Source organism: Shewanella sp. 3_MG-2023 (genome assembly GCF_030548765.1).
GTDB lineage: Bacteria > Pseudomonadota > Gammaproteobacteria > Enterobacterales > Shewanellaceae > Shewanella.
Genome location: NZ_JAUOSH010000023.1, coordinates 36,716 through 62,786, shown reverse-complemented (window position 1 = coordinate 62,786; position 26,071 = coordinate 36,716). Strand labels below are relative to the sequence as shown.

General features: G+C 41.1%; 24 protein-coding genes. 4 read left to right on the top strand and 20 right to left on the bottom strand.

Annotated elements, in window-relative coordinates; all coding sequences use genetic code 11:
- Positions 1–62: 62 nt before the first annotated feature.
- From adhE to yfbR, 3 genes are all read right to left on the bottom strand, one after another.
- On the bottom strand, positions 63–2,675 hold the full coding sequence (gene adhE / locus Q4591_RS13845; RefSeq protein ID WP_303461533.1) for a bifunctional acetaldehyde-CoA/alcohol dehydrogenase: 2,613 nt from the start codon (positions 2,673–2,675) through the stop codon (positions 63–65).
- Positions 2,676–3,066: 391 nt separating this feature from the next.
- A complete protein-coding gene (locus tag Q4591_RS13840; protein ID WP_303461531.1) occupies positions 3,067–4,431 on the bottom strand; it encodes an anti-phage deoxyguanosine triphosphatase in 1,365 nt (454 codons plus the stop codon).
- Between the two features lie 93 nt (positions 4,432–4,524).
- The gene (yfbR, locus tag Q4591_RS13835) at positions 4,525–5,133 is read right to left on the bottom strand and encodes a 5'-deoxynucleotidase (protein ID WP_102435511.1); all 609 of its coding nucleotides are present in this window, start codon (positions 5,131–5,133) and stop codon (positions 4,525–4,527) included.
- Positions 5,134–5,342: 209 nt separating this feature from the next.
- Between yfbR and Q4591_RS13830 the strand changes: the two genes are divergently transcribed.
- Positions 5,343–6,251, top strand: coding sequence for a hypothetical protein (locus Q4591_RS13830; protein ID WP_303461510.1), 909 nt, complete (start codon positions 5,343–5,345; stop codon positions 6,249–6,251).
- Between the two features lie 14 nt (positions 6,252–6,265).
- Here the strand turns inward: Q4591_RS13830 and Q4591_RS13825 are convergent, their stop codons facing one another.
- Positions 6,266–7,078: an endonuclease/exonuclease/phosphatase family protein gene (locus tag Q4591_RS13825; RefSeq protein WP_303461508.1), complete on the bottom strand. Its 813-nt coding sequence runs from the start codon at positions 7,076–7,078 to the stop codon at positions 6,266–6,268.
- A gap of 152 nt (positions 7,079–7,230) precedes the next feature.
- Here Q4591_RS13825 and cls point away from each other — a divergent pair, with 152 nt between their 5' ends.
- The gene (gene cls, locus Q4591_RS13820) at positions 7,231–8,682 is read left to right on the top strand and encodes a cardiolipin synthase (RefSeq protein ID WP_102476747.1); all 1,452 of its coding nucleotides are present in this window, start codon (positions 7,231–7,233) and stop codon (positions 8,680–8,682) included.
- 151 nt (positions 8,683–8,833) lie between these two features.
- Here the strand turns inward: cls and Q4591_RS13815 are convergent, their stop codons facing one another.
- From Q4591_RS13815 to Q4591_RS13785, 7 genes are all read right to left on the bottom strand, one after another.
- A complete protein-coding gene (locus Q4591_RS13815; RefSeq protein ID WP_102476748.1) occupies positions 8,834–10,048 on the bottom strand; it encodes a pyridoxal phosphate-dependent aminotransferase in 1,215 nt (404 codons plus the stop codon).
- 331 nt (positions 10,049–10,379) lie between these two features.
- Complete coding sequence (gene efp, locus Q4591_RS13810; RefSeq protein ID WP_076540967.1) at positions 10,380–10,940, bottom strand: elongation factor P; 561 nt, start codon at positions 10,938–10,940, stop codon at positions 10,380–10,382.
- 46 nt (positions 10,941–10,986) lie between these two features.
- A complete protein-coding gene (gene earP, locus Q4591_RS13805; protein WP_303461506.1) occupies positions 10,987–12,180 on the bottom strand; it encodes an elongation factor P maturation arginine rhamnosyltransferase EarP in 1,194 nt (397 codons plus the stop codon).
- Positions 12,181–12,301: 121 nt separating this feature from the next.
- Positions 12,302–12,829, bottom strand: coding sequence for a flavodoxin FldA (gene fldA, locus Q4591_RS13800; RefSeq protein ID WP_076540963.1), 528 nt, complete (start codon positions 12,827–12,829; stop codon positions 12,302–12,304).
- 49 nt (positions 12,830–12,878) lie between these two features.
- Positions 12,879–13,151, bottom strand: coding sequence for a LexA regulated protein (gene ybfE, locus Q4591_RS13795; protein WP_076540961.1), 273 nt, complete (start codon positions 13,149–13,151; stop codon positions 12,879–12,881).
- Between the two features lie 8 nt (positions 13,152–13,159).
- The gene (locus Q4591_RS13790; protein WP_076540959.1) at positions 13,160–13,381 is read right to left on the bottom strand and encodes a DUF2788 domain-containing protein; all 222 of its coding nucleotides are present in this window, start codon (positions 13,379–13,381) and stop codon (positions 13,160–13,162) included.
- A 109-nt stretch (positions 13,382–13,490) separates the two neighbouring features.
- Positions 13,491–14,255 carry an alpha/beta fold hydrolase gene (locus Q4591_RS13785; protein WP_102435500.1) on the bottom strand — a complete coding sequence of 255 codons (765 nt, stop codon included), beginning with the start codon at positions 14,253–14,255 and terminating at the stop codon, positions 13,491–13,493.
- A gap of 307 nt (positions 14,256–14,562) precedes the next feature.
- Between Q4591_RS13785 and seqA the strand changes: the two genes are divergently transcribed.
- Together seqA and pgm are read left to right on the top strand one after the other, a co-directional pair.
- Positions 14,563–15,156: a replication initiation negative regulator SeqA gene (gene seqA, locus Q4591_RS13780; RefSeq protein ID WP_102435498.1), complete on the top strand. Its 594-nt coding sequence runs from the start codon at positions 14,563–14,565 to the stop codon at positions 15,154–15,156.
- A gap of 34 nt (positions 15,157–15,190) precedes the next feature.
- Positions 15,191–16,831, top strand: coding sequence for a phosphoglucomutase (alpha-D-glucose-1,6-bisphosphate-dependent) (gene pgm, locus Q4591_RS13775; RefSeq protein ID WP_303461503.1), 1,641 nt, complete (start codon positions 15,191–15,193; stop codon positions 16,829–16,831).
- A gap of 91 nt (positions 16,832–16,922) precedes the next feature.
- Here pgm and Q4591_RS13770 read toward each other — a convergent pair whose 3' ends face one another.
- The 9 genes from Q4591_RS13770 to hypF all read right to left on the bottom strand — a co-directional run bounded on the left by Q4591_RS13770 (position 16,923) and on the right by hypF (position 26,070).
- Positions 16,923–18,086 (bottom strand): DUF1501 domain-containing protein, encoded by a 1,164-nt coding sequence (locus Q4591_RS13770; RefSeq protein ID WP_303461501.1) that lies wholly within the window; start codon positions 18,084–18,086, stop codon positions 16,923–16,925.
- Position 18,087: 1 nt separating this feature from the next.
- Positions 18,088–19,494, bottom strand: coding sequence for a DUF1800 family protein (locus Q4591_RS13765; RefSeq protein ID WP_303461499.1), 1,407 nt, complete (start codon positions 19,492–19,494; stop codon positions 18,088–18,090).
- Positions 19,495–19,928: 434 nt separating this feature from the next.
- On the bottom strand, positions 19,929–20,093 hold the full coding sequence (locus Q4591_RS13760; protein WP_198589276.1) for a hypothetical protein: 165 nt from the start codon (positions 20,091–20,093) through the stop codon (positions 19,929–19,931).
- A 58-nt stretch (positions 20,094–20,151) separates the two neighbouring features.
- Entirely contained in the window at positions 20,152–20,499 is a 348-nt protein-coding gene (locus tag Q4591_RS13755; RefSeq protein ID WP_102435491.1) for a hydrogenase maturation nickel metallochaperone HypA, read from the bottom strand.
- A complete protein-coding gene (gene hypE / locus Q4591_RS13750) occupies positions 20,499–21,512 on the bottom strand; it encodes a hydrogenase expression/formation protein HypE (RefSeq protein ID WP_303461496.1) in 1,014 nt (337 codons plus the stop codon). The genes Q4591_RS13755 and hypE overlap by 1 nt, the downstream gene beginning before the upstream one ends.
- The gene (gene hypD / locus Q4591_RS13745) at positions 21,499–22,626 is read right to left on the bottom strand and encodes a hydrogenase formation protein HypD (RefSeq protein WP_303461494.1); all 1,128 of its coding nucleotides are present in this window, start codon (positions 22,624–22,626) and stop codon (positions 21,499–21,501) included. Before hypD ends, hypE begins: the two co-directional genes overlap by 14 nt.
- Positions 22,623–22,868 carry a HypC/HybG/HupF family hydrogenase formation chaperone gene (locus Q4591_RS13740; protein WP_102435486.1) on the bottom strand — a complete coding sequence of 82 codons (246 nt, stop codon included), beginning with the start codon at positions 22,866–22,868 and terminating at the stop codon, positions 22,623–22,625. The genes hypD and Q4591_RS13740 overlap by 4 nt, the downstream gene beginning before the upstream one ends.
- A gap of 1 nt (position 22,869) precedes the next feature.
- The gene (gene hypB, locus Q4591_RS13735; protein ID WP_303446323.1) at positions 22,870–23,589 is read right to left on the bottom strand and encodes a hydrogenase nickel incorporation protein HypB; all 720 of its coding nucleotides are present in this window, start codon (positions 23,587–23,589) and stop codon (positions 22,870–22,872) included.
- 102 nt (positions 23,590–23,691) lie between these two features.
- Positions 23,692–26,070: a carbamoyltransferase HypF gene (gene hypF / locus Q4591_RS13730; RefSeq protein WP_303461492.1), complete on the bottom strand. Its 2,379-nt coding sequence runs from the start codon at positions 26,068–26,070 to the stop codon at positions 23,692–23,694.
- Position 26,071 lies beyond the last annotated feature (1 nt).

Genomic DNA, 26,071 nt, shown 5'->3' with positions numbered 1-26,071 from the left:
CTCTAGCTTGTGTAGACTTGTACCAGAGCCAGTGCCGAAAAGTAGCAACTAGAACATAGCCATTAGTTATCTTGATATGGCTTACCATAAAAGCTATCTAATAATATCTGCTTTAACTCACTAATAAGCGGGAAGCGCGGATTGGCGCCAGTACATTGATCATCAAAAGCGTGCTCGGCTAATTCATCCAATTTGGCTAAGAAATCGGCTTCATTAACACCAGCTTCCTTGATAGATGTCGGAATACCGACTGCGGTTTTTAACTGTTCTATTTTACTTATTAGCAATGCTACCTTGGCTTTATCAGTGGTGTTTGAGTCAATACCTTCAAGCTTTAGAGTTTCAGCTATCTTTGCATAACGACATAAGGCTTTTGGGCGGTCGTACTGACTAAAAGAAGCTTGCTTAGTCGGCATATCGGTGGCGTTAAAGCGAATAACATTACTGATTAACAATGCGTTTGCTAACCCATGGGCTAAATGAAACTCAGCACCGAGCTTATGGGCCATTGAGTGGCAAATGCCTAAAAAAGCATTAGCAAAGGCAATACCTGCGATAGTGGCGCCGTTATGGACTTTTTCTCTGGCTATGGGGGCTTTAGCGCCCAGTTCATAAGCTGCCGGTAAATGCTCACATAATAATTCCAGTGCTTGTAAGGCCTGACCGTCACTAAATTCATTTGCCATCACGCTAACATAAGCTTCTAATGCGTGAGTTACAGCGTCAATGCCACCAAAAGCGGTTAATGACTTTGGCATATCCATTACTAAATTGGGGTCGACAATTGCCATGTTAGGAGTGAGTTGATAATCAGCAATAGGGTATTTCATGCCGCTCACTTCATCGGTTACCACGGCAAACGGGGTCACTTCTGAGCCTGTGCCAGAGGTGGTCGGTATTGCCACCATTTGCGCTTTAACCCCTAATTTGGGGAACTTATAAATACGTTTGCGAATATCCATAAAACGCAAAGCTAAGTCAGCAAAATCAACGTCAGGATGTTCATACAATACCCAAATTATTTTAGCCGCATCCATAGGCGAACCACCACCTAATGCTATGATGACATCAGGTTGGAAACTTTGAGCAACTTTAGCGCCTTGTTTCACAATGGCTAAAGTAGGATCCGCTTCAACGTCATAGAATACTTCTGTTTCAAGCCCCTGAGCTTTTAAGATTTTAATGGTTTCATCGCAATAGCCGTTATTAAACAGAAACTTGTCAGTGACAATTAAGGCGCGTTTTTTAGTTGATAGCTCTTCTAATGCAATGGGTAAACTGCCTCGGCGGAAATAAATTGAAGAGGGTAGTTTGTGCCACAACATATTTTCAGCCCTTTTAGCGACAGTTTTCTTATTAATTAAATGGCTTGGGCCAACGTTTTCAGATATTGAGTTACCGCCCCATGAACCACAGCCCAAAGTCAGTGATGGCGCTAATTTAAAGTTATATAAATCGCCAATACCTCCTTGTGATGCTGGAGTGTTTATTAATATCCGCGCAGTTTTCATCCTAAAACCAAAGGCTTTAACTCTTTCTACTTGGCCATCTTGGTCAGTGTATAACCCTGAGGTATGACCAATGCCGCCTAATGTCACTAATGCTTCAGCTTTGTCCATGGCATCATTAAAATCAGTGGCGCGGTACATACCTAAAAGTGGTGATAACTTTTCATGGGCAAAGGCTTCAGCTTCATTGATATCCGTCACCTCACCAATTAATACCTTAGTCCAGCTTGGGACAGTAATTCCTGCCATGTTGGCAATGGTTGGGGCACTTTGACCAACGATGTCAGCATTTAACCCACCATTTTTAAGAATAACCTCTTGCATGGCAGCGGTCTCTGAATCGGATAACAGGTAACCGCCATGAGTTTCAAAGCGTTGTTTAACTTGCTCATAAATACTGTCTACCACGATGATGGCTTGCTCTGAGGCGCACACGACGCCGTAATCGAAGGTTTTTGACATAAGGATTGAGCTTACTGCGCGTTTTATATCAGCGGTTTCATCAATCACGATTGGGGTATTACCCGCACCAACCCCAATGGCAGGTTTACCCGATGAGTATGCAGCTTTAACCATACCGGGGCCGCCAGTTGCGAGGATAAGGTTGATGCTATCGTGTGTCATAAGTTGGTTAGACAGCGCCACTGAAGGTTCGTCAATCCAGCCGATAATGTCTTTGGGTGCACCAGCGGCAACGGCGGCATCTAAAACAATACGTGCTGCAGTCGTGGTGGATTGCTTGGCTCTTGGATGTGGCGAGAATATAATACCGTTACGGGTTTTAAGGCTAATCAGCGCTTTGAAAATGGCAGTTGAGGTAGGGTTAGTTGTGGGCACTATGCCGCAAATTATCCCTACAGGTTCGGCAATGGTGATGGTGCCAAAAGTGATGTCTTCAGCGATGATACCGCAGGTTTTATCGTCTTTATATTTGTTGTATATATATTCAGATGCAAAGTGATTTTTAATGACTTTGTCTTCTAATAAACCCATGTTGGTTTCTGTTGCTGCCATTTTAGCAAGTTTAATACGAGAATCAGTGGCGGCAAGCGCTGCTGCTCTGAATATATTGTCGACTTGTTCTTGGCTGAAATTAGCATATTCTTTCTGCGCTTTAGCGACTCGCTCTACCAGTAGCTCAAGTTGTTCGGTGTTGTTGACAGTCATCATTACGTCCTCAAAAATTGTTAACTAAAGCGTTTTAGTTAACAACTCTTAGCAGCTGTTATAGCTGTGACCTTGGCAAATTATTAGCGTCTACGTGATAAAATTACTCCTTTAGCGGTATATATGTCGTGATCCACAGCACAAATCACTACGAATGGTAATTTAATTACACAAAAAGGCTTAGTTAAGTGATTATTATCATGCCAGCAAAGCTGGCGGTTAATTCACTAAGAGTGTTTTACCTTTGAATTAATAGCATAAAAATTTATGCTAACTGAGTGTGCTTTGGCTGGAAGTAAATTGAAGTTTTATTACAGTGTTAGTGACTTTAGATGCTTAACGCTCATCAAAGCCACTAACACAGGGGTCTCATCTTGATAGGTAAGTAAGGTTATCTTTCTAAGCTAATCTCAAAAATGCCAGAAGACTTGGGGCCAAATAATTGCTGATGCAACTTACCGGCAAATTCATCGGTCATTCCAGAAATATAATCTGCAATAATTCGCATTGGATTAAGGTTATTCTCCTTGGCATGTAACCAACGTTCTTGAGTGTTTAATGGCAGCAAACGTTGTGGATCAGACTCAAAGGCTTCAAATAATTCCATGACAATTTGTTGGCCTTTGTATTCGAGCATTTGCATTTCAGGTTTACGGATAACGTACTTATAGACAAATTGTTTTAAAGTATGCAATGCGATGGCAAAGTCAGGCTCTAGGCTGGCATTGTATTTTAATAAAGGTTCATCAAATTTGTCGTCTTGCTCGATATTAATGGCAGTGACAAAACCATTCACTAAGGTACCTATGGCATCTTTACGTAAGTGATGTTGATGGGAAAATAATTTATCTGCGATATGGGTAAATTCGTGACTAAGCCATGGGTCATTACTTTGCATTAATTTGTCAGCGACATCTTGCTGCCATTGCAAAGGCGTGACTATGCCCATCACGATAGCATCTTCTAAATCATGAACCGCATAAGCGATATCATCCGCCAGTTCCATGATGGAGCAATCAAAAGATTTATACTGGGTTCTGTGGTGAGGATAGTGTTGATTAGTGCTGTTTTTAATGCTGATAAAGCGGTTTCTATCATTTACACTCAAACCTGAAAGCACCCAATCGAAGATATCTTTGTCATCGTTAAAAAGGCCTTTTACCGATGGCCACTGTGAAGGTCTTAATTGTCTGTGGCTGGTTATTTCTGGGTGACCTAAATCGACATGTAACTGGCTATATAAAGCGGGATACTTTAACACTCCAAGTAAGGTTCGCCTGGTTAGATTCATGCCCCAGTATTCGGTGTAGGGTTCAAGTCTGGCTAAAATTCTAAAAGTTTGACCGTTGCCTTCAAATCCGCCGTGATGGCGCATCATATAGTTCAAGGCCACTTCACCGCCGTGACCAAATGGCGGATGACCAATATCATGGGCTAAGCATAGTGACTCTATTAAGCTCATTGAATCTAATAGTTGCTCAATGTCAGGGAATTTACGTTTAAGCTGGGCAGCGATGCCTGTGCCTATTTGTGATACTTCTAATGAATGGGTTAAACGAGTGCGAAAAAAATCGTTCATGCCAATGCCGTGTACCTGAGTTTTAGCTTGTAGGCGACGAAAGGCGGCTGAGTGCAGTATTCTTGCTCTGTCACGCTGAAACGGACTGCGGTGATCATTACGGCGTAATTTATCTTCACCTAGGCGGCGTTCATGCCATGGATTTATCTTAGTGCTGCCCTCAATATCAGCGTTCATTTGTTTGTCATTGATGGCAGCTAATTCATTTTCAGTGACATCACTACTGTGTATTTCATTGTCTGACATTGATCATCCTTTACTGTGTGAGCATCAGTTAGTTAATTCGTTTTCAGTCAATTTATCTAATGTGGAAGTGCAGCTATCGAGGAAAATTTCGATAAAACATTTTACTTCAGGTAAATCTTGTTCCATTTGCTTAAGCTTTTTATCCAAGTTAATTTTTACATGTTGAAACTCGTCATTGTTAAAGCGTAGCTCATTCATGGTTTTCACATAGGCTTGTAAAATATCTGCGGCTTTGACGATAGCTTTGTATTCTGGGTCGACTTGGGTTTGAACTAATAGTGGCTCCATTTCTTCACGCAGATCTTCAGGTAACGAGGCTAAGCATTCTTTTTCTGCCAGATCTTCAAGCTTTTTAAAGGCTTTGGTAAATTCAGGACTGTGATATTTGGTGTTGGAGTTGATATCTTGGAGCTTGGTTTCTGATACTTCATGGTAAAGGGCGATGGTAGCCGCTTTTTCTGGATTTAGCTTACCGCCAAAGCGTTTATTTTTAATGACCACCAATAAGTGCGCAATCACAGCGACTTGATGACAATGCTCTGATACGTTTTCTTTTTGAAAACAATGCATCAAAGCCCAACGTTCTAACAATGGCATACGGGTGATCCATGCCATAAAAGTGCTTGGTTTCATAATCTGCCTCGGTAATAGGATTAAGGCGAATAGCAGATCCGTGTCGCTAATGAATACGGATTACGGCTAAAAAGCTATCTGTCTACTGTAATCAACTACACTGCGCCATACAACTGTATTTTATATTAACAATTAACCAAAATTTACGTTAGCATAACAACGGATAAGCTTGATTATGAAAGAAAATGCTAAGTTAAATGAGATTGAATATGGATGATGCTCGCTGTTTGCAATTAGATAGATTAGTCACCAACGAAGAGCTATATATACTCGACAATGTAAAATCACTTAATTTTGTTTGCGATGAATGCGCTGTGGCGCTTATACCTTGCTCTTACAAAAAAGCGGTTAACTTACGTAGACCTTATTTTAAAACCTCAAAAAACGTTGAACATGAGCAGCATTGTTACGCTAAAGCCAGCAGTAAAATTAAGCAGCAAGGCAAAACATCACGGCTGAGCAGTGATGAAGGCTTTCCGTTAGCCTATCCAAATCGGTTTACTTTAACCGCCGCAAAGTCCGTTAAAGCGGTGAGTACTACCGAGATTGCCGCTGATGATGTTAATCAATTAACAAGGTCGAAGGCCGCGAAAACTGTAAGCAGTAAGCGTAAAGCGAATTATCTGACCAGCTCTTTTCAAAGCATAGTCGATCAGTATTTTGACTTTCCTTACGATCGTGACAGGGCGCTTTCATTTGAAGGGGTTGAGGGAAACCAATATGGGCAGATTTTCACAAAAATCATTAACCCAGTAGGCAAGCAAAAGTTTCGTTTTCAAACTGACAATAATGATACCAAGGTGTTTTACAGCACCTTAGCATGGGATAAACCACAAGTTGAAGCTGACTATATTATGATTAAGTTATCCGCTGGCTGGTGGAAAAAAGTGGATAATAAGAATAAAAACCTCAGACCCTATGTTGTCAAAATTCAAACCAGTGCATGGCCTGAAGCGGTAAAGACAAATTTTGTAAAACGCTTAACTCAAATACGAGAACTGGTAAAAGGCACCGACAAAAAAGCCTTGGTAGCATTTGTTGGCAAGCAAGATCAGCAAGAGGATTTTTATCGCTTTTTTGCTGAAGAAGCCAAATTGATTAGTTTTAAAGTGGTTTAATTTTGCTCAGGGTGTTATTGCAGGATAAACTCTGTTTGGATCGGATTATGATCTGAGGCTGAGGTTTCGTTAGAGTCTGCATTTATTAAGGTTAAACCGCGATAAAATAAATGATCAAGTGGTAAGCCAAACACCCGTTTACGAAAATCTGCTTTGTATTTAGCTTCTGTTAGGCTCAGGCCATGAGTGAGTTGCCTTACGATACTCATTCTACCTTCTCGCCAGGTATTTAAGTCTCCTGCTAAAATAACCGGCCCCTGATGTATGGCGACTTTTTTTAGCACTTTTTTCAGTTGTGATTCGTAACTATTTAGTCGCCAGTCAAAATTAACGCCATGTAAATTGACCACCAGTAATTGCTGGCCATTAGATAATGGGTAGGTGGCCACAAGAGTCGATTTGGCGAATCGGATTAACGGTTCTGCAGTTTGATAGGCACAGGCTTCATTAGCTGGTTGAGATGAAATATTCATAACCCCCATTGGTACGTTAAGCAGGTTAAACCCTTTGGCCATTACCACATGGTGCTGGGTATCGGCTAAGTACTTTGAGAAACGACGATTAAGTTTGGCTTCTTGCAGAAGTAACAAATCTGAGCCTTGAGTGATTTGCTGTAATTCAGTTTGCCAGTTTCTCTTTTGTTGTTTATAAATGTTCCAAACGGCAATACGTAAGCGTCCTTGTTGATCAAGGGGCTTGCTGACTGTTTGGGATAAACATTGAGACACAAACATGGGTTGTAGTTCACTCATCATAACCTCGGCTTCGCCATTGAATTTCGTCACTACCAATAAATACAAACCGCCACTTAACAATAGCCCGATCATGATCCAATATTTTAATTTGTTAAGGTTCAATGTTACCTCGAGATAGATGTATGACAGCTGAATGATTAGCTTTGCTATATGCTTGCTTGTTTAAAGAGTACAATCAACCTTACTATTAACTTTTCAATACACCTAGGAATACTGTAAAAACTATGGATCAATTGACCCAAATTATTGCCATTGTTGGTGTGGTGCTTTATTGGCTTATTTTAGGTGTGGTGGCAATTCGAATCGTTATCAAACGTCGAAGTATCGGCGTGTCATTTTCTTGGTTGTTGATTATTTACTTTTTGCCTTTTGTTGGGGTGTTTGCCTACTTATTATTTGGTGAATTGCATTTGGGTAAAACCCGCTCAAATCGTTCAAAAGCCATGTATAAACCCTATGCCGAGTGGTTTAAAGCGTTATATGAGCATAATGCCCATAAACCCGAAAGCCAAAGTCATTATGCTATTCCTATTAGTCATTTGTGTGACACCCAATTAAGGATCCCATCTCTTACTGCCAATGAAATGGTGTTAAAACATACTACCGATGACATTTTAAACTCAATAATTAGCGATATAAATAAGGCTAAAAATTGTATTCATATGGAGTTTTATATTTGGCATCCCGGTGGTCTTGCAGATGAAGTGGCTAATGCATTGATTGCCGCTAGCCAGCGTAATGTCGCTATTAAATTACTATTGGATGCAGCAGGCAGTCGCCAGTTTTTCAAATCATCATGGCCAAAGTTAATGACAGATGCAGGAATTAAAGTGGTGCCGGCATTGATTGTTAGTCCACTGCGTATGCTGTTTAGGCGCATGGATCTGCGTTTGCATCGTAAAATTGTTGTCATAGACAATACCGTGGGCTATACCGGCTCAATGAACTTAGTTGATCCTAAATATTTTAAGCAGTCCAGCGAGGTGGGAGAGTGGATTGATATGATGGTGCGGATCACCGGACCTGTTGTACCAGTGATTAATACCGTAAGCAGCTGGGACTGGGAAGTTGAAACCAATGAGCGCTTTTTACCTGAGCAGCCGCCAGCGGCAGAGTCGACTCATACATCGTCATTAGTTCAAGTTATTCCATCGGGCCCAGGGATGCCGGAAGATGTTATTCATCAAGTATTATTACAAAGTTTATATCAAGCCCGTACACGCATTGTTATTACCACACCTTACTTTGTACCCAGTGAATACTTGTTAGTGGCCTTAGTCACCGCAGCGTTAAGGGGAGTTGATGTTAATATTATTATCCCAAGGCGCAACGATTCCACTATGGTCAAATGGGCCAGTAGTTCGTTTTTCACTGAACTGTTAAATGCTGGCATAAAAGTTCATCAGTTTAACGGTGGTTTGCTGCACACTAAGTCGGTGTTGATTGATGATGAACATTGTTTGATTGGTACGGTAAATATGGATATGCGTAGCTTGTGGCTAAATTTTGAACTCACTTTAGCGGTTGACGATGTTAAGTTTGCTTATAAATTACAGCAGTTACAGCAAAGCTATATTGATGATTCTGAGCAACTTACTTTAGCACAGTGGAATAAACGCCCTTGGTACAAAAGGGTGATTGAACAAGTTTTTTATTTGTTTAGCCCTTTACTATAGCTTTTCACTTTAGCCGTTCACTTTAGCTGGTTGCTATAGAGTTTCGCGTAATCGTTAGCACCTTGTCATGAGCATATAAAAACAGCCACGATAAAAACTATAGTGGCTGTGTTTGTTATGACTATTACTGATAAATACGGCAGTAATTTGATTACTGTGAGTAGTTCTCTAAAAAGTTGCCAAAATCTGTGAGCGCCTTAGTTAAGTCTTCTTTGTGGGGTAAAAATACCACTCGCAGATGATCTGGCTCTGGCCAGTTAAAGGCGGTACCTTGGACTAAAAGCATTTTTTCAGATTTTAATAAATCCAGTACCAGTCTTTCATCGTCTCTAAGATTAAATTTCTTTAAGTCCAGCTTAGGGAAGGCATATAAAGCTCCCTTAGGTTTTTTAACGCTAACACCGGGTATTGAATTAAGCACGTCATAACAGACGTCTCTTTGGGCGGTTAAACGGCCATTTGGCAGTATTAGCTCGTTAATACTTTGATAGCCACCTAAAGCAGTTTGTATCGCATGTTGATTAGGTACGTTTGAACACAAGCGCATTGAAGCCAACATGTCTAAACCTTCAATATAATTTTTGGCGGCTTTTAAATTGCCACTGAGAACCATCCAGCCAACGCGAAAACCTGCAGCGCGGTAAGCTTTAGATAAGCCATTAAACGTCACTGTCAAAATATCATCTGAAAGCGAAGCTGCATGTACATGCACAGCTTCATCATAAAGAATTTTATCGTAGATTTCGTCGGCGAATAAAATGATGTCATGTTGACGGCACAGTTCAACCACCTCTAACAATAACTCACGACTGTATACCGCACCTGTAGGGTTATTGGGGTTGATGATCACAATGCCGCGGGTACGCGGGGTGATTTTACTTTTAATATCGTCAATATCCGGAAACCAGTCTGACTCTTCATCGCAGCGATAATGCACCGCTTTACCGCCAGCAAGGTTGGCAGCAGCGGTCCATAGCGGATAATCAGGTGAGGGGATCAGTACTTCATCATCGGTATTAAGTAGACCTTGTAATGCCATACAGATAAGCTCAGATGCACCGTTACCGATATAGACATCTTCGATATCAATACCAAAGATCCCTTGAGCTTGATAATGCTGCACAATGGCTTTACGGGCTGAAAATAGCCCTTTTGATTCACAATAACCTTGAGCGCTTGGTAAGTTTAAAATGACGTCACGGACAATTTCTTCAGGGGCTTCAAATCCAAAAGGGGCAGGGTTGCCGATATTAAGTTTTAATATTCTATGACCTTCATCTTCTAGGCGGCGTGCCTCTTTATGAACAGGTCCTCGAATATCATAGCAAACACTATCGAGTTTATTGGATTTGATAATAGGGCGCATACTTGCCTCAAGTTACTAATACGACATAAGTATCCGAACAATAACGAATTAATGGCAGTGAGAAAAGGATTAATTAAATATTTTATTGAGTTTATTAGCGGATTGTACTGCGCGGCTTATATTATCGACACTCGGTTAGGTTAAATGACTAAATTGGTGAGCATGAGTAAGATGAAACACTGAATTGCTGGTGTTTTTGAGTGCAACTCTCTTATTAAAGATAAGCTAACTAAGTGCATAAAATAAATACAAAAAACAAAAAAGCCAGCAATTGCTGGCTTTTAGACTTTTAGGGTGGTTCCGTTAAGGGCCTCCCTAATGATAGCGATAATTAAACGCGTTTTTTGAACTCGTTAGTACGAGTATCAATTTCGATTTTATCACCGATTTTAACGAATTCAGCTACCGTAACAGTACCACCACCAGTAATGGTTGCTGGCTTCATTACTTTACCTGAAGTATCACCACGAGCAGCAGGTTCAGTGTAAGTTACTTCACGAACGATGCTAGTCGGTAATTCAACAGAAATCGCTTTACCTTCGTAGAAAGTGACTGAACATTCTTCTTCCATACCGTCAACGATATAAGCAGAAGCATCACCTAAGTTGTCAGCTTCAACGTCATATTGGTTGTACTCAGCATCCATAAATACATACATAGGATCTGCGTAGTAAGAATAAGTACATGCTAAACGTTCTAGGATGATATCTTCCATTTTGTCATCACCTTTAAAGGTGGTTTCAGTGGTAGAGTCTTGTAGAACGTTCTTTAATTTGATTTTAACGATTGCAGCGTTACGACCAGAGCGAGTTGTTTCAGTTTTCTGAACAACCCATGGGCTGCCATCTAACATGATCACGTTACCAGGACGGAGTTCATGAGCAGTTTTCATTACTTTATTCCTATATTTTAGGTATTAATTTTAATTGCGCAGTATCTTAGCTGGTTTTAATAAATTGAACCAGACGTGTAGCAAGATCTGCATCATTTTTAGCATCAACTGCCCAATCTGTAGCATGACGCTGCATAGGCAATTGCACTGAAATAAGTTGTTGCCAATAATCTGAGATATCGGCACGTTGCTGATTGAATGCAAAATTTACTTCCGAGAAGATATTTGCAAATCTATCATCAAGTTTGTGGGTATAGATATTAACAAAAGCCTGCAGTTTTACTAGGTGATAATCTTCATCTTGTGGGTAAATATGCCAAATAAACGGCCTAGCTGCCCACTGAGCGCGCAAAAAAGAGTCTTCTCCGCGAACAATGTTGATATCACAGCTCCAAAGCAGTCGGTCAAAGCCGCTTTGATCTGTCATAGGCAGAATGTGAATAACCAGATTTTCCAGCTGATATTGCTGACCTGGTTTAATGTTTTCTATGGTCACTGGCAATAAATCAATGATGCTGGTTAAGCTTTTGCCCACGGGAATTAACGCATGCATGGTTTGGCTTGATTGACGCCAAAGCTTGACCAAACTTGCTAGGGATTGTGACTCATAACTAAATACTGATACGACGACATCTTCAGCGTTAATGCCTGATAAACCTAATTGGCGAAACAATGACAGTTTATTACTGCTATCAGCTTGCCAAGCATTACGTTGACTAAATAAGTCTTGCTCGCAAATCAATCCGCCACTTTTTGCAGTAAACCCAGGAAAATAAAAATACTTTTTAAGGCCACTTTGTTGCATTGAAGGTAAACCGTGACAGCCGTCGACCCAATCTTCAGCGCAAAGGTATTCAAGGTTTATCCATAGCGGTGGAGTATGTGATGAGGTTGAAGTGTGGTGTTTATTATGGTTGTGGAGTTCTTCAATACTGCTTTTAACTTGTGAAGGTAATTCACAAGCAAAAGCTTCAATCAATACGCTTCCAGCTTTGTACTCTATATCTAATGGGTTGTTCCATTGAAAAATATTAACACCGCAAAAGCATTGCTGGGCTATAGCTGGGTTTAACTGCGGCAAAATATGCGAAAAACTGTGTAAGTCATCGACCCATAAATTGATTTCAATACCGTATTCTGCGTGCAATTGTTTGGCTAAACGCCAGGTGACACCGATGTCGCCGTAGTTATCAACAACAGCGCAGAATATATCCCAATGTTGATTGCTTGATTTGTTCACTTTTTTCTCTCAACACAGCAGCTAGCTATTTGGCGCTAAATGTCAGCGCTAAAAAAAGCGGCTATGGCCGCTTTTTAAACTGTTTTTACTTAACAGTAAAAACAAAGTTAGAGACTCAATATTAGTCTTCTAATTCAGCTAAGCACATTTCTTCATAAATTTGCTTAACCCAAGCGTCAACACGCTCTTCAGTCAGTTCAGGTTGACGATCTTCATCAATACCTAAACCAATAAAGTGTTTGTCGTCAACTAAACCTTTTGATGCTTCAAAGTCGTAACCTTCTGTTGGCCAATGACCAATAATGATCCCGCCACGCTCAGATACGATATCACCAACCATGCCCATAGCGTCAAGGAAGTACTCAGCGTAATCTTCTTGATCGCCACAGCCAAAAATTGCGACTAACTTATCAGTGAAGTCAACTTGTTCTAGCTCTGGGAAAAAGTCATCCCAATCGCATTGAGCTTCACCGTAATACCATGTTGGAATACCAAATAAGATCAAATCGAACTCAGCGATTTGCTCTTTGGTGCTTTTGGCGATGTCTTTGACATCGACCATTTTTTTACCCAACTTCTTCTGGATCATTTTGGCTACAGCCTCGGTATTACCAGTGTCACTACCGAAAAAAAGACCTACAGTTGCCATTGTCTATCCTTTAAATATCATGTTCGCTTTGCGAATTTAAAAAAACGGTTCAGTTGTCGATTTGTTGTTGCAAGATTAATTCGATTAACTGGCTACGGCTGATGTTACTGGCCAATGCTTGTTCGTTCAAGGCGTCATATAAAACTTGTGACACCTTTAACTCTATTCGTTTTAATCCGTTAGCGCGATCACGTTGTATTTGATTGCGCTTATTGACCTTTAACTGTTGTTCCCGACTTAAGGGGTTGCTTCTAGGACGTCCACGACGCTTCTCTGAAGCAAACAGGTCAATGGTGGTTCTATCTGTTGTTTCTTTTGCCATCGTTCTGTTTAACCGATCCCTGAACCTTCCCAGGTGATCTGAATAATACCTTTTGCTACAAACCCGGCACAGCCAAGGAATAATACTAACCATACGATGTAACGTCCAAATTTGGGCACTTGGCCTTGCTTAAGGACATCGTGAATAGCCATACCAATAAAGAAAAATATTAAAGCAAAAAACAAGTTTAGACCTAATGTCTCAATTTGATCCATATACTGATTCAACATGTTTTTTCCTTTAGTAATGCTTTAAGGCTAAAAGAGGGCGGGAATATATCACATAGATATACTATGAGCCATATTTGTTAGCTTCTATTAATGAAAATTTACAAGTTAATTATTGGCTATTGCTATCGATAAACTCAGCAACTAATCGATTAAATATTTCAGGTTTTTGGGCATGTAACCAATGACCTGTACCATTGATGGTTTTGGCACTGACACGAGGGAACTGCGTCATGATGGCATTGGTGTGCTCTGCAAGCACGTATTGAGAGTCACCACCACGGATAAAGAAACAGGCCTTATCGTATTGTTTGTCGGTGATATCCCAAGCAATGATTTGCGGATAATTCTCGATTAAACCGTCAAGATTCATTTTCCACTCAAAGCCATTGTCGGTTCGCTGCAGGTTTTTAAGCAAAAACTGCGCGGTACCTAAATCAATATCAGCGCTGATTAAATGCTCTAATGCTGATTTTCTGTTGGTGGATTGATCTAGAGTTAAGGATGTTAACCCTGCAAATACGGTTTGATGACGTGGTTCATAAGCCACAGGGGCGATATCTGCTACGACTAAACTAGTGACTTTTTCGGGATGTAATAACGCTAAAGCCATGGCGACTTTACCGCCCATCGAATGGCCAACAAAATGTGCTTCGGTTAAATTCAAGCTGTTTAGCAACTCTACGCAAGCTTCGGCAAGGAGTGGGTAGTCCAAATATTGCCAATGTTCACTTAAACCATGGTTAGGTAAGTCGACACGAATAACCTGATGGTTTGCTTCCAGTGCATTTGCGAGGTTTTTCAGGTTGTCCAAATTACCAAATAAGCCATGAATTAAAACCACTGCAGGGCCAGTACCTGATGAAACGTAATGCATTGAAATGTCCATTTTGATTGTCAACGAAGGCGTGATTTTGCCTGTAAAAGGGGATGATGATCAAGAACTGAAATGAATTAGTCAGTTGTTATATGTTCATTAAAGCATCCATCAGTGCCATTGATGATGTGAAATTGACTAATTTTGAGATGTTTAGCTGTTTTTACTCTTTACCATCGGCGTGAGATGGGTAGACTGTCATTATATAAAGATCGATCTAAATCGATCGGTAATGCCACTGGTCATTATTTAATGTCGTAAGTGGCTTGACGTTTTTGACTATAGATTAAGACCAAAGGAAGCATTAATGAGTAAATATATTGAGATAGACGAAGAACTCTATCGTTATATTGCAAGTAAAACAGAACGCATTGGTGAAAGTGCATCTGATATTTTACGCCGTTTGTTGGATCTTTCTATTGAATCAGTTGAACCTGTAGAGCCTTTAGCGATAAGCCAACCTAGCTTAGAAACCGCCCATGCTACAAGCGTTGCTAAAGTAAAGGCTGAGGTTATCACACCAGAAGTCGTTGAACCTGCCGTAATTGAAGAAGTAAACACTGAGGTCGATTTCAACACTGTTGTACATGAACATATGTTATCTCAGCAAAAAGGCGCAGTAGGGCGCTTTATGTTTTTGTTAGAGTCACTTTCTGCAATGACGCCAGCCACTTTTGATCAAATATTAAAAATCCAAGGCCGGGGCCGTTTATATTTTGCTCGTTCAAAAGCGGAATTATTAAAAGCCAGTCAGTCTGCTAATCCGAAGGAAATTGGTACTAGCGGTTATTGGGTTACCACTAATAACAACACCGCCAAAAAGCGCACTATTTTATCAGAAGTGTTATTGCAACTCGGCTGTAATGAAGAGCTGGCAAAATCAATTTCAGACAGAATCTAAGGCAATTTTAAATTTCTAAAATAGGGAGTATACCGTGGCAATTCATGACAGAGCAGGCACTGTAGCAATACAAAAGGATTTGATTAATTTACCCAAATTGATGAGCCACTATTACCGGATCGTCCCTAATGTTGAAGATGTGCAGCAAAAAGTGACCTTTGGTACATCAGGTCATCGCGGCAGTTCACTTAAGGCCAGTTTTAACCAAAATCATATTTGGGCTATTACTCAGGCTGTGGTTGATTATCGTCAACAAGCGGGTATCAGCGGGCCTATGATTGTAGGTTTTGACACCCACGCCCTATCGTATGCAGCTTATATGTCGGTGCTTGAAGTACTCACAGCGAATCAAGTCGCTGTAAGAGTGCAAAAAGATGAGGGTTTTACCCCAACACCGGTCGTCTCACAAACTATTGTGAGTGCCAATGTTAATGGCGGCGATCTCACTGACGGTCTTATTATTACACCATCGCATAATCCGCCTCAAGATGGTGGTATTAAATATAATCCGCCCCATGGTGGACCTGCTGAAGGCGAGATCACTAAACAAATTGAAACCGCTGCCAATGAATATTTAGCTAATCAATTAAATGGCGTTAAAAAAGTCAACTACGGCACTGCTGTAGAGTCAGGCTGGATTAATGAAGTTGATTTTATCGCACCTTATGTTAATGCATTAAGCAAGGTTATTGATCTCGAAGCGATAGCAAAAGCTAAAATTAAAATTGGTGTCGATCCATTGGGGGGCTCTGGTATTTACTATTGGTCTCATATTGCTGAGCAATATGGTTTAGACATTACCTTAGTTAACGACAAAGTCGACCCAAGTTTTGGTTTTATGCCGTTAGATAAAGATGGAAAAATCCGCATGGATTGTTCATCACCTTATGCCATGGCGGGATTACTGGCACATAGCGAAAACTTTGATGTGTGTGTAGGTAATGATCCAGATTACGATCGTCACGGTATTGTTTGCCCAGGTTTTGGATTAATGAACCCAAATCATTACCTTGCTGTCGCTATAGATTACTTGCTGACTTACCGCAAAGATTGGGCGGCAGACTTAGCCATTGGTAAAACCTTAGTATCAAGTGCAATTATCGACAGAATTTGTCAATCACATCAACGACATTGTTTAGAAGTACCAGTGGGCTTTAAATGGTTTGTTGACGGTCTTGCTAACAGCAGTATTGCGTTTGGCGGTGAAGAAAGTGCCGGCGCTGCCTTTTTAAATAAAGATGGTTCTACTTGGTGTACCGATAAAGATGGTTTTATTCTGGCTTTGTTAGCCGCTGAAATTTTAGCGGTAACAGGTAAAACGCCTGCCCAGCGTTATGTCGAGCTAACTAAACAGTTTGGTAAGAGTTACTATACCCGTATCGATAGTCCTATAAGCCTGAAGAAAAAAGCCAAGTTTGAGACCTTATCGTCAGATAGCTTTACCGATACAGTCCTTGCAGGTGAAACCATTACGGCTATTTTATCTCATGCGCCAGGTAACAATGCGGCAATTGGCGGCATTAAAGTCACCACCGAAAATGGCTGGTTTGCCGCGCGTCCATCTGGCACTGAAGCATTATTTAAAATTTACGCTGAAAGCTTTGTCAGTGAGGCGCATTTAGCTGAAATTATCAGTCAGGCACAAGTCATGATTGATAGTGCGTTAAAAGCCTAAAGTTTAAACCAAAGGGTTAATAGCCTTAGATGATAAATGCCTGACTTAGCAATAAGTCAGGCATTTTTTTAGGGATTGTATTGCTACGGGTTTAGCTGATGATAGGTACATCATAGGGTGTGTTGTTTGGCAGTATGTGATTTATCTCTTCAGTTGTTAATTGCCAATGTTGCTGCATCACAGTCGATATCCAGCTAAAACTATTACTGGTAGGTTGTAAGTCTCGATTTTGAAATAACTGCTCAGGTTTAAGTCCCGGCCATTGCCCTAAGACTTTACCGCCTTTTACTGCGCCACCTGCGATAAACATAGCACTACCAGTGCCATGATCCGTACCATAGGTGCCATTTTCTTTTACAGTGCGGCCAAACTCGGTAGCAACAATTATCACAGTATTTTGCCATTGATTAACTAAAGCGCTTTTAAGTGCTTCTAGGCCTTTATCTAATTGGCTCAATTGACGGTTAAGGCGACTATGTTGGTTGCTATGGGTATCCCAGCCGCCCATTTCTAACATGGCGCAATCTATTTCATCACTTTGGTTTAAGAAATTACCGCAGGCCTCGGCTAAGGCGACAAATTTACGACTCTTATTGCCACCACCTCGCATGGCCATTTCTTTCAATGAGATCCCATCCATTAGGTTTTGAGATAATTTTTTGTCTTGTTGATAAAGCACGGCTAACTGCTGATAAATATCTTCATCAGCGGGCTCTCCTTTAGTGGGATACCAAGTATTGACACTATCACTCCCGCGTAAACTGATAGGGATAGCGTTTGAAATGGCGATAGCGCTATTGTTTTTATGATCTAGTGAAGCACTTATAGCTCGTCCTAACCAGCCAGACTCAAGCTCTTTAAGTTCTCCACCGCTTTCTAAAAAGTCTTGTCCAGCAAAATGTGACCGCTCAGGGTAACCAGACGATACTGCTACAATAGGTAACAGTTGCTTGTCGAGATACCACTGATGCATATTGGTTAATACTGGATTTAAACTAAATTGTGGGTTTAACACGAGTTTTGAATTGGCGACATTACCGGCTAGCGTGGGTCTTAATTGAGAAAAGTTAGGCTCCTTTAGTGGCACTATGGTATGCAATGGGTCAAGTGCGCCGCGAAGTATAACCCAGACGATATTCTTTTTAGTTTTAGCTGAGGACGCGGATGTTGCATTCGCCACAGAGCTAGGCGCTAGGCCGCTGCTTAACATCACTAAACTGGCACTGATCCCTTTAATAAATTCACGACGTTGCATGTTATCTCCTTAAGAACTCAGGGCTAAGTAATAATAACGCTAAAGCTTGTTCACGACTTTCTGCACGGGTAATGGTATTAAATGATAATTCAGACAAAGACTTGCCATAAACGGTATTTATCACATCGGTTGTTATCGTGTCTCGTTGTGATGTGGCAAATTGTGTGGTCCAGTTGATTTTGGTCATTAATGCATTAGCACTGTTCCAGTCTGGTTCTAGATCGCCAAATCCCTCAGGGGAGCCCGCTTTAAAAGGCTGTTGACCCATTTCACCTAACTGCTTAAGTAATTTTTGCATGTTAGTGACAGGCTTATTAACTGCGCGGTAACTAGAGATGACATGTTCAACGGGGGTTTTAAACTTCAGCTGTTCAGGCTGCCATGACTCGTCTGCATTAATTAAGGTCAGCATAACTTGTTTGATGTTGCCATTGGTGCTGTTCCATGTTTCAACAAGCTTGGTTTGCAGTGTTTCAGAAGGATTATCACTTATAAAATATTTAACTATTTTATAGCACAGGTGGGTTGCAGTTTGTGGCTGTTTGGCAATATCAGCCAGCATAGCTTGACCCTGTTTAACGCCAGAGGCATTGTCTTGTGCGGCAGGATATTGTTTACCAAGTAGGGTTCTAGGTCCTGGCTCATGGCCATTGACTCGATAGATAAAACCTGTGGCATTATCTTTTCTGGGGTTGGCAATGCTCCACCCGCTAATTCCGTTTGCTAGCTCAATGACATCAGCTTGAGTGTAACCACCATTAACCCCAAGGGTGTGCAGTTCGAGGATTTCTCGAGCTAGATTTTCATTTAACCCTTTGCCTCGCTTGCCAAGAGGAGAATTTGCACCGAACGACTTTTCATTATTGAGATAACGTATCATGGCAGGATGACTGGTCACTGCCAGTAGCATGTCTGCAAATGATCCTAATAAATTTGGCGCTATGGCTTCACGCTCTAATGTGGCGGCAAGTGCTGTCATCACTCGTCCACTGACTGTGACACTAAAATGATTTGAAAAAAAATGTAATAAACGCCAGCTTAATGAGTTTGGAGAATTGATTGCGCTATTAAATGCACTGGCTGTTAGCTGGTAATAGGCTTGTTTGTGTGGCGGCAGTGGCTTTGGCCCGTTAAATTTCTTTTTATTGTTGGCTTTATTTGCATTAGATTTACCTTGCATGGACATCATATTTTCAGTTTGACGGTTTTTTTTTGCTAGCTGCTCTTGTCTTAAAAATTCGCTTACTTGACGGATTATTTCGTCAGAGTTGAATTCAGTTGCTTCAAACTCTGGGATCATCAATTGTTTAACTAAGTAGGCTTTTGGATCGTTAGTCGCTAGGGATAGTTCGTTTGGCCTCGCGCCAAGTCCAAATCGGTTAGTGGCAATTATCGCAGCTGCTGACATAGTACATCCTTGGATCAGTTAACTTGTGGTCTTGGTGAAATATTACCTTAAGCTAAACAAAGCCGATTTATAAGCGTGAACTAGATTTTTTAGATGGTTTTATGAACAAATTAGCCTTAAGAATGACATAAACTACACAAAATAGCGGGTAATATCATTTTTGGCTTGATAGACGCTTGCACTGCTGAGGATTTATTTTAACCACGACTGTTTCAAGATAGAAGGTGAGGCAGCTTAGCATTATTGCCAGACAAATTAGTTATGTTTGCGGGGCTGGCTGATAAATACAAAAAAACTACCCATTGAGCGCAGTGGGGAGCTCTGGCTCAAAGGGATAGCATTAAAAGTAAGCCGGCTGTATCTGGCTAACTAATATTGACTAAGCGACTTTTGTTAAAATAAGTGCTGTTTTAAATAAGTGCTGTCTAAGCAAGTTATCGCGTTTTGTTGTAAATAACTAAGGCGACAATGGCTACTAATGCAATAGCAGGTGCGAGTTCATACAGATGATGAAATAGACTGACTGCGCCATGACCTTCGTGGGCAAACGCAAGAGTAGGGGATGCAGCCATTAGCATTGCGGTTAGTTTCGTTTTCATTGTTAGTTCCTCAATAATTCTTTTTAATTGGTTAATAAAAGTTATTACAAATTGAGCTTTAATCGGTATTCATTTCAAGTTGCATTAACATCATCTGCTCGCCATCTATTACCTGAGTATTGGTACTTAAACATCTTGGGCAAACAATATTACGTTCGGTTAATTCTGATTGCGTGTCACATTGGCGGCAGTGAATGATTAGCGCCTGTATATTCATATCCAGCATGGCGTTGTGGCAAATCCCTTCAAGTTTGAAAGTTTCAAACGCCGTGGCCAATAAACGTGGCTCGACGCCACTTAACACCCCAACTTTAATCTGTACTCTGATGATTTCATTAGCTTGATTTTGGGCCGCTAATTGCTCAATTTGCTCCAATAATGACATTACAATTGAATACTCGTGCATTAGCAAATCCTTGGTAATAGCTCACCTTGGGGAACATCTAAATAGCGGCTACTTCCCCATGGTGTGGTTAATACTACTTTGCCAAGGTGTTGATTAGTCACATTGCCGATAATGCAGGCTTGATCGCAGTGGCAATATTGTTTCATGATAGTTAAAGCCTGCTCAGCTCTCTCCTGTGGCAGGGCCATAATAAAGGTGCCTTCATTTGCTAAATCAAAGGCTTCAAAACCATAAAGTTCACACAGGCCTTGGACTTGTGGCGATATTGGAATTAATTTTTCATCGACTTCAATGCCAACAGCAGATGCATTGGCCCATTCATTTAATACCGCAGACAGGCCGCCGCGAGTGGCATCTCTCATGGCATGGATTTCGATATTCGCTGCAATGAGTTGCTCGACTATGGGCCAGAGTGTGGCGCAATCACTGGTGAGTTCAGACTCTAAACATAAGCTATCACGTGCCATTAAAATGGCTGCTCCGTGCCTTCCAATGTCGCGGGATACGATAATAGCGTCACCTTGTTGCAGGTTTTTAACTGAAATACCGGGTTTTAAAATTCGGCCCACACCTGAGGTATTGATAAATATGCCGTCAGCGCAACCTTTAGGCACTACTTTAGTATCACCACAGACAATACGTGCACCAGATTTATGTAATTCAGCGGCCATGCTTTGCACTATGGTATTCAGATCTTTAATGGCAAAGCCTTCTTCAATAATAAAACTGCAGCTTAAATATTCTGGCTGCGCTGCCATCATGGCTAGATCGTTGACTGTGCCAGCAACGGCCAGTTTGCCGATATCACCACCAGCAAAAAATAAAGGCTCAACGGTAAAAGAGTCGGTAGTAAATGCACAATGGCCAGTTAAATTTAAATCCGCAGCATCTTCTTGAGACTCCAAAATTGGATTTGAAAAAGCTTTTAAGAACATATCAGTAATTAAACTGTTCATTTCTTTACCACCGCCGCCATGGCTTAACTGCACGTGTTGATATTTATTCGCTGGCATTCGTTACTCCTGTATAACGATAATATGCATTGCAGGCACCTTCTGAGCTGACCATACAACTGCCCAATGGATTGTCTGGAGAGCAGCCTCTGCCAAAGACTTTGCAATCTTGTGGATTGGCGAGACCGCGCAAAATATCACCGCATTGACAGGCTTTGTGGTCATCAATTTCTACAGTGGGTAGCTGTTGTTTGAATATAATTTCGGCGTCGCGATGGGCGTACTGGGGTTTTAAGGTCAATGCTGATTTTGCAATCGGCCCTAAACCACGCCACCTAAATGATGCTCTAAGGGTTAAGTATTGGTCGATTAATGCCTGCGCTGCTTGATTACCCTCGTAACTGACCGCGCGGCTGTATTGATTATCAAGCTGGGCAATATTTTGCTGTTTTTGTTTTACAATTCTAAGAATCGATTCCATCACATCCACAGGTTCAAAACCCGCTACTACCAATGGCGTGTTGTAGTTATCTACAGCCGCTTGGTAAATTTTAGCGCCGCTAATCACGCTCACATGGGCAGGTCCTATAAAGGCATTTACTTTAGCTTGTGGGTTGGCCATCACGGCATCAATCGCTGGTGGCACTAGTACGTGGTTGATATGAAATAACAGATTATTTATTTGCTGTTTTTCAGCTTGGTCAATTAACACGGCAGTCATTGGGGTTGATGTTTCAAAGCCGATGGCAAAAAAGATAATGGTTTTATCGGGATTGTCTTTTGCGATACTAAGCGCATCCATAGGGTCGTATAAAGGCCGAATATCACAACCTTTAGCACGAAATTGAGCAAGGCTACCTTTTGAACCAGGCACTCGGATCATATCGCCTAGGGTCAATAATATAACGTCATCAAGCTGTGCTAATGCAGCAGCGTGGTCGATGCGCTCTTTTGGCATAACACACACAGGACAGCCGGGTCCATGAATAAAATTGATGTTAACAGGCAGCAATTGCTTTAAACCATATTTCATTATGGTGTGGGTATGACCGCCGCATACTTCCATTATGTTAATATCAGTATCTATCTGACTAGCATGTGAGTTTATCTCTTCTGCTAACGCTTTGATGGTGTTAGGATTGCGAAACTGTTGATATAGATCAGTGAGGATCATAAATCATTTCCTTCATCATTAAGTTTATCAACAATCTCTTTATAGAGTTCCAAACTTAATTTGGCATCTTCTGTATCGATTTTATTCATCACAAATCCGATATGGATCAGCACAAATTCGCCCACCTTTAATGGCTCTGTCATTAGGTGACTACTGACCCGGCGTTTAACCCCTAAGGTATCGACGGTGACACTAGTATCATCGTGAACAGCGGTAATTTGAGAAGGCACTGATAAGCACATATTATTGCGCTCCAATTGCGCTGTTTATCCAATCAGCCACTTGGTTAAGAGATTGTGGGTCTTTGACTGAAATGGGTAATAAGGTCACATCAGGATTGAGTTTTTTTAGTTGCTGCTCGCATTCGGTTAAGGAAAAGTCAAAATGCTCGGCTAAATCCATTTTGGTTATGAGTACCAAATCTGCACGGCGAAACATCACCGGGTACTTTTCAATTTTATCGTCACCTTCAGGCACAGATAACAGCACGATATTTTTGTGGGTGCCGACATCGTAACTAGCGGGGCAAACAAGATTGCCAACGTTTTCTACGAAGCAGACATCAATAGGTTTAAGGTCAATATGGTGCAGCGCTTGATGCACCATAAAGGCATCTAAGTGACAGGCTGAGCCGGTTTGAATTTGATAAGCACTAATGCCTTTAGCGATTAAGCGGTCAGCATCACGAGAGGTTTCTAAGTCGCCTTCAATGACCGCGAATTTAGCCATTAAATGAGTGGGTAAATATTCCAGTAAAGTGGTTTTACCGCTACCTGGGCTACTCATTAAGTTAAAAGCCATGACGTTATTGGCTTCAAAATGCGCACGGTTATGCTGGGCTTCATGATCATTCTTATCTAATATTTTATGAATAACAGATAAGGTCTTAGTATCATTAAGCTGCGGGTTAGAGTGTAGGCTATGTTGATGATCTGTAATTGAACATCCGCAATCTTGGCACATATCAATATTCCTTATTCGAAACGCCTCTTGCTATATCTCAGTATCAATGGCGGTTAAAAATCATTCTTTGATTAACATCAGCAATTAATCGTTATTTAAATATTAATTGGCTATTTGTGTTGTTTGTTGTTGTAAATAGGCAAACCATAATTGCCCTAAAGAGATGCCGGCATCGTTTATAGGGATAAGTTTACTGGGTAGTATTTGCCGCTGCTTTAACGCTTGCTGACATTGTGTTAGTAGTAATTTATTTTGAAACACACCGCCGCTAAACACTAAAGCATATTCAGGGTACTGATTAGCAACATCAGCGACAGCTCGGCTTAAACTCGCTGTGAATGCAAAACATAATTGTTCGGTCGATGGCGGCTGTTTAGCCGTGATAAGCCCGATAACTTGTTTGATTAATCCGCTGCTATCCCAAACTTTAACTGCTGAAGCAGCTGCTGTTAGCTCTGGAGACAATGCCAGTAATTGCTGCTCAGTGTTGGCAGTATTTGTTGTATTAGATGCTATTGATTGCTTGAGCCAGTTATTAGCACAAGTTTCAATTAACATGCCTGCTTGGGCTTCAAACTGATTCGTTTCAATAAGATTAAGCGCAACAGCAATGGCATCAAACAGCCGTCCTATTGAGCGTGATTCAATGCAAGCACTATTGTTAAGCCACATACGATGTAAATTATCTAAGGTATGAGCAGGCATTGTTTGAATTGCCTCGATGGGCAGGTTTTTTATTTGAGCAAGGCTGAAGTGCTCGAATAACAAGGCTAATAAAATCCTTACGGGATGTTTAATCGCTTGCTCGCCACCAATTAACTTAAATGACTTCAAGTGTGCGACACTGCGATAATTAATGCCATCAAGCAACATGCACTCACTGCCCCAAAGGCTGTCATCATCACCTAAGCCTGTGCCATCAAAACTAAATCCTAATACTGGTTTTTGGTAGTTATTGATCGCCAGCACACTAAGGATATGCGCATGGTGATGTTGAACCTGTGAAATCGGGACATTGTGTTGATTATTAGCCCATTGGCTAGATGCATAATCAGGGTGCTTATCACTTATTATTTTCTTAGGGTTAAAACGATACAGTCGCTTAAATGTGTTTAAGGTGTGTTCAAATAACTGGTTAGTTTCGAGGTTATACAAGTCACCAATATGCGGGCTAATAAAGGCATGTTGTTTAAAAGCAAAGCATTGAGTATTTTTTTGCTGCGCCCCGACCCCAAGAATTGGATATTTAATGGCGCTGGGTAAGGCAATACTTAATGGCGCATAGCCTCTTGCTAATCGAATAACCTGAATTTGCTCGTTAATTACTTGAACAACGCTATCATCACAAGGGTTTACAATGGCTCTGTTGTGGTCAACGAGGCCATCAATCACATGGCCTAGTTGCGACATAATCTCGTTGGCGTCGGTAATAATGGGTAAGCCTGAAAGATTTGCGCTGGTGGCAACAATAGGTTTGTTAAAGGCATTAAGCAGCAGATGATGCATGGGAGTGTAGGGCAGAAACAGTCCTAATTTATCTATGTCGGGTGCAATTAACTTGCTGATAAAATTATCAATATTGGCGTGTTTAGCCATTAAGGTGATAGGTTTTTCAGCGCTACTTAAGAGTTGCCACTCTGTTTTTGTGCCAGTAACGAGTTGTTTGGCTTGCTCGATATTCGCGGCCATAACGGCAAAGGGCTTTGCTGGGCGCTTTTTACGTGATCTTAGCTTTTTAATGGCCTCATCATTAGTGGCATCACAAATAATATGAAAGCCCCCTAGACCTTTAACTGCTAAAATTTTGCCATTATTTAACGCGCTGATGATGGCTGAAAACACTTGCTGTTGATCAGTAATAACCTCAGTTATCTGCCCATGGGTAAGCATGTCAAAACGTAACTTGGGGCCGCATTTAGGGCAGCTCACTGGCTGAGCATGGTAGCGTCGATTTAAGGGATCTTCATAGGCTTTTCGGCAGTCATCACACATAGCAAAATTAGCCATTGAGGTAAGATGGCGATCATAGGGAAGTTGCTTAACAATGCTGTATCTTGGCCCGCAATTGGTGCAATTTGTAAAAGGGTATTGGTAATGACGATTATTTGGATCTGCGATGTCAGCTAAGCAATCTGTGCAGCTACTTTTATCGGCTGAAATTGACACTATGGCTTGTTGATTAGACTGACTTTGGCTGATTGAAAAATCGGCTAGTCTTGTATCGATTCGTTCTTCTACCACATTCAGTTTATCGATTCTGGCTAATGGCGGTGGATTAACTCTTAACTGATGGATCACATGATTGATATCAGTATTTAATCCTTGTAGATGAATGCATACACCTTGCTCATTATTAAGCACACTGCCGAGCAAATTAGACTGAGTGGCTAATTGATAAACGTAAGGGCGAAAACCAACCCCTTGGACTATGCCGTTTATATTGAGTTTTACCTGTTGAAGATAGGCTTGGTGCAGTCCCATA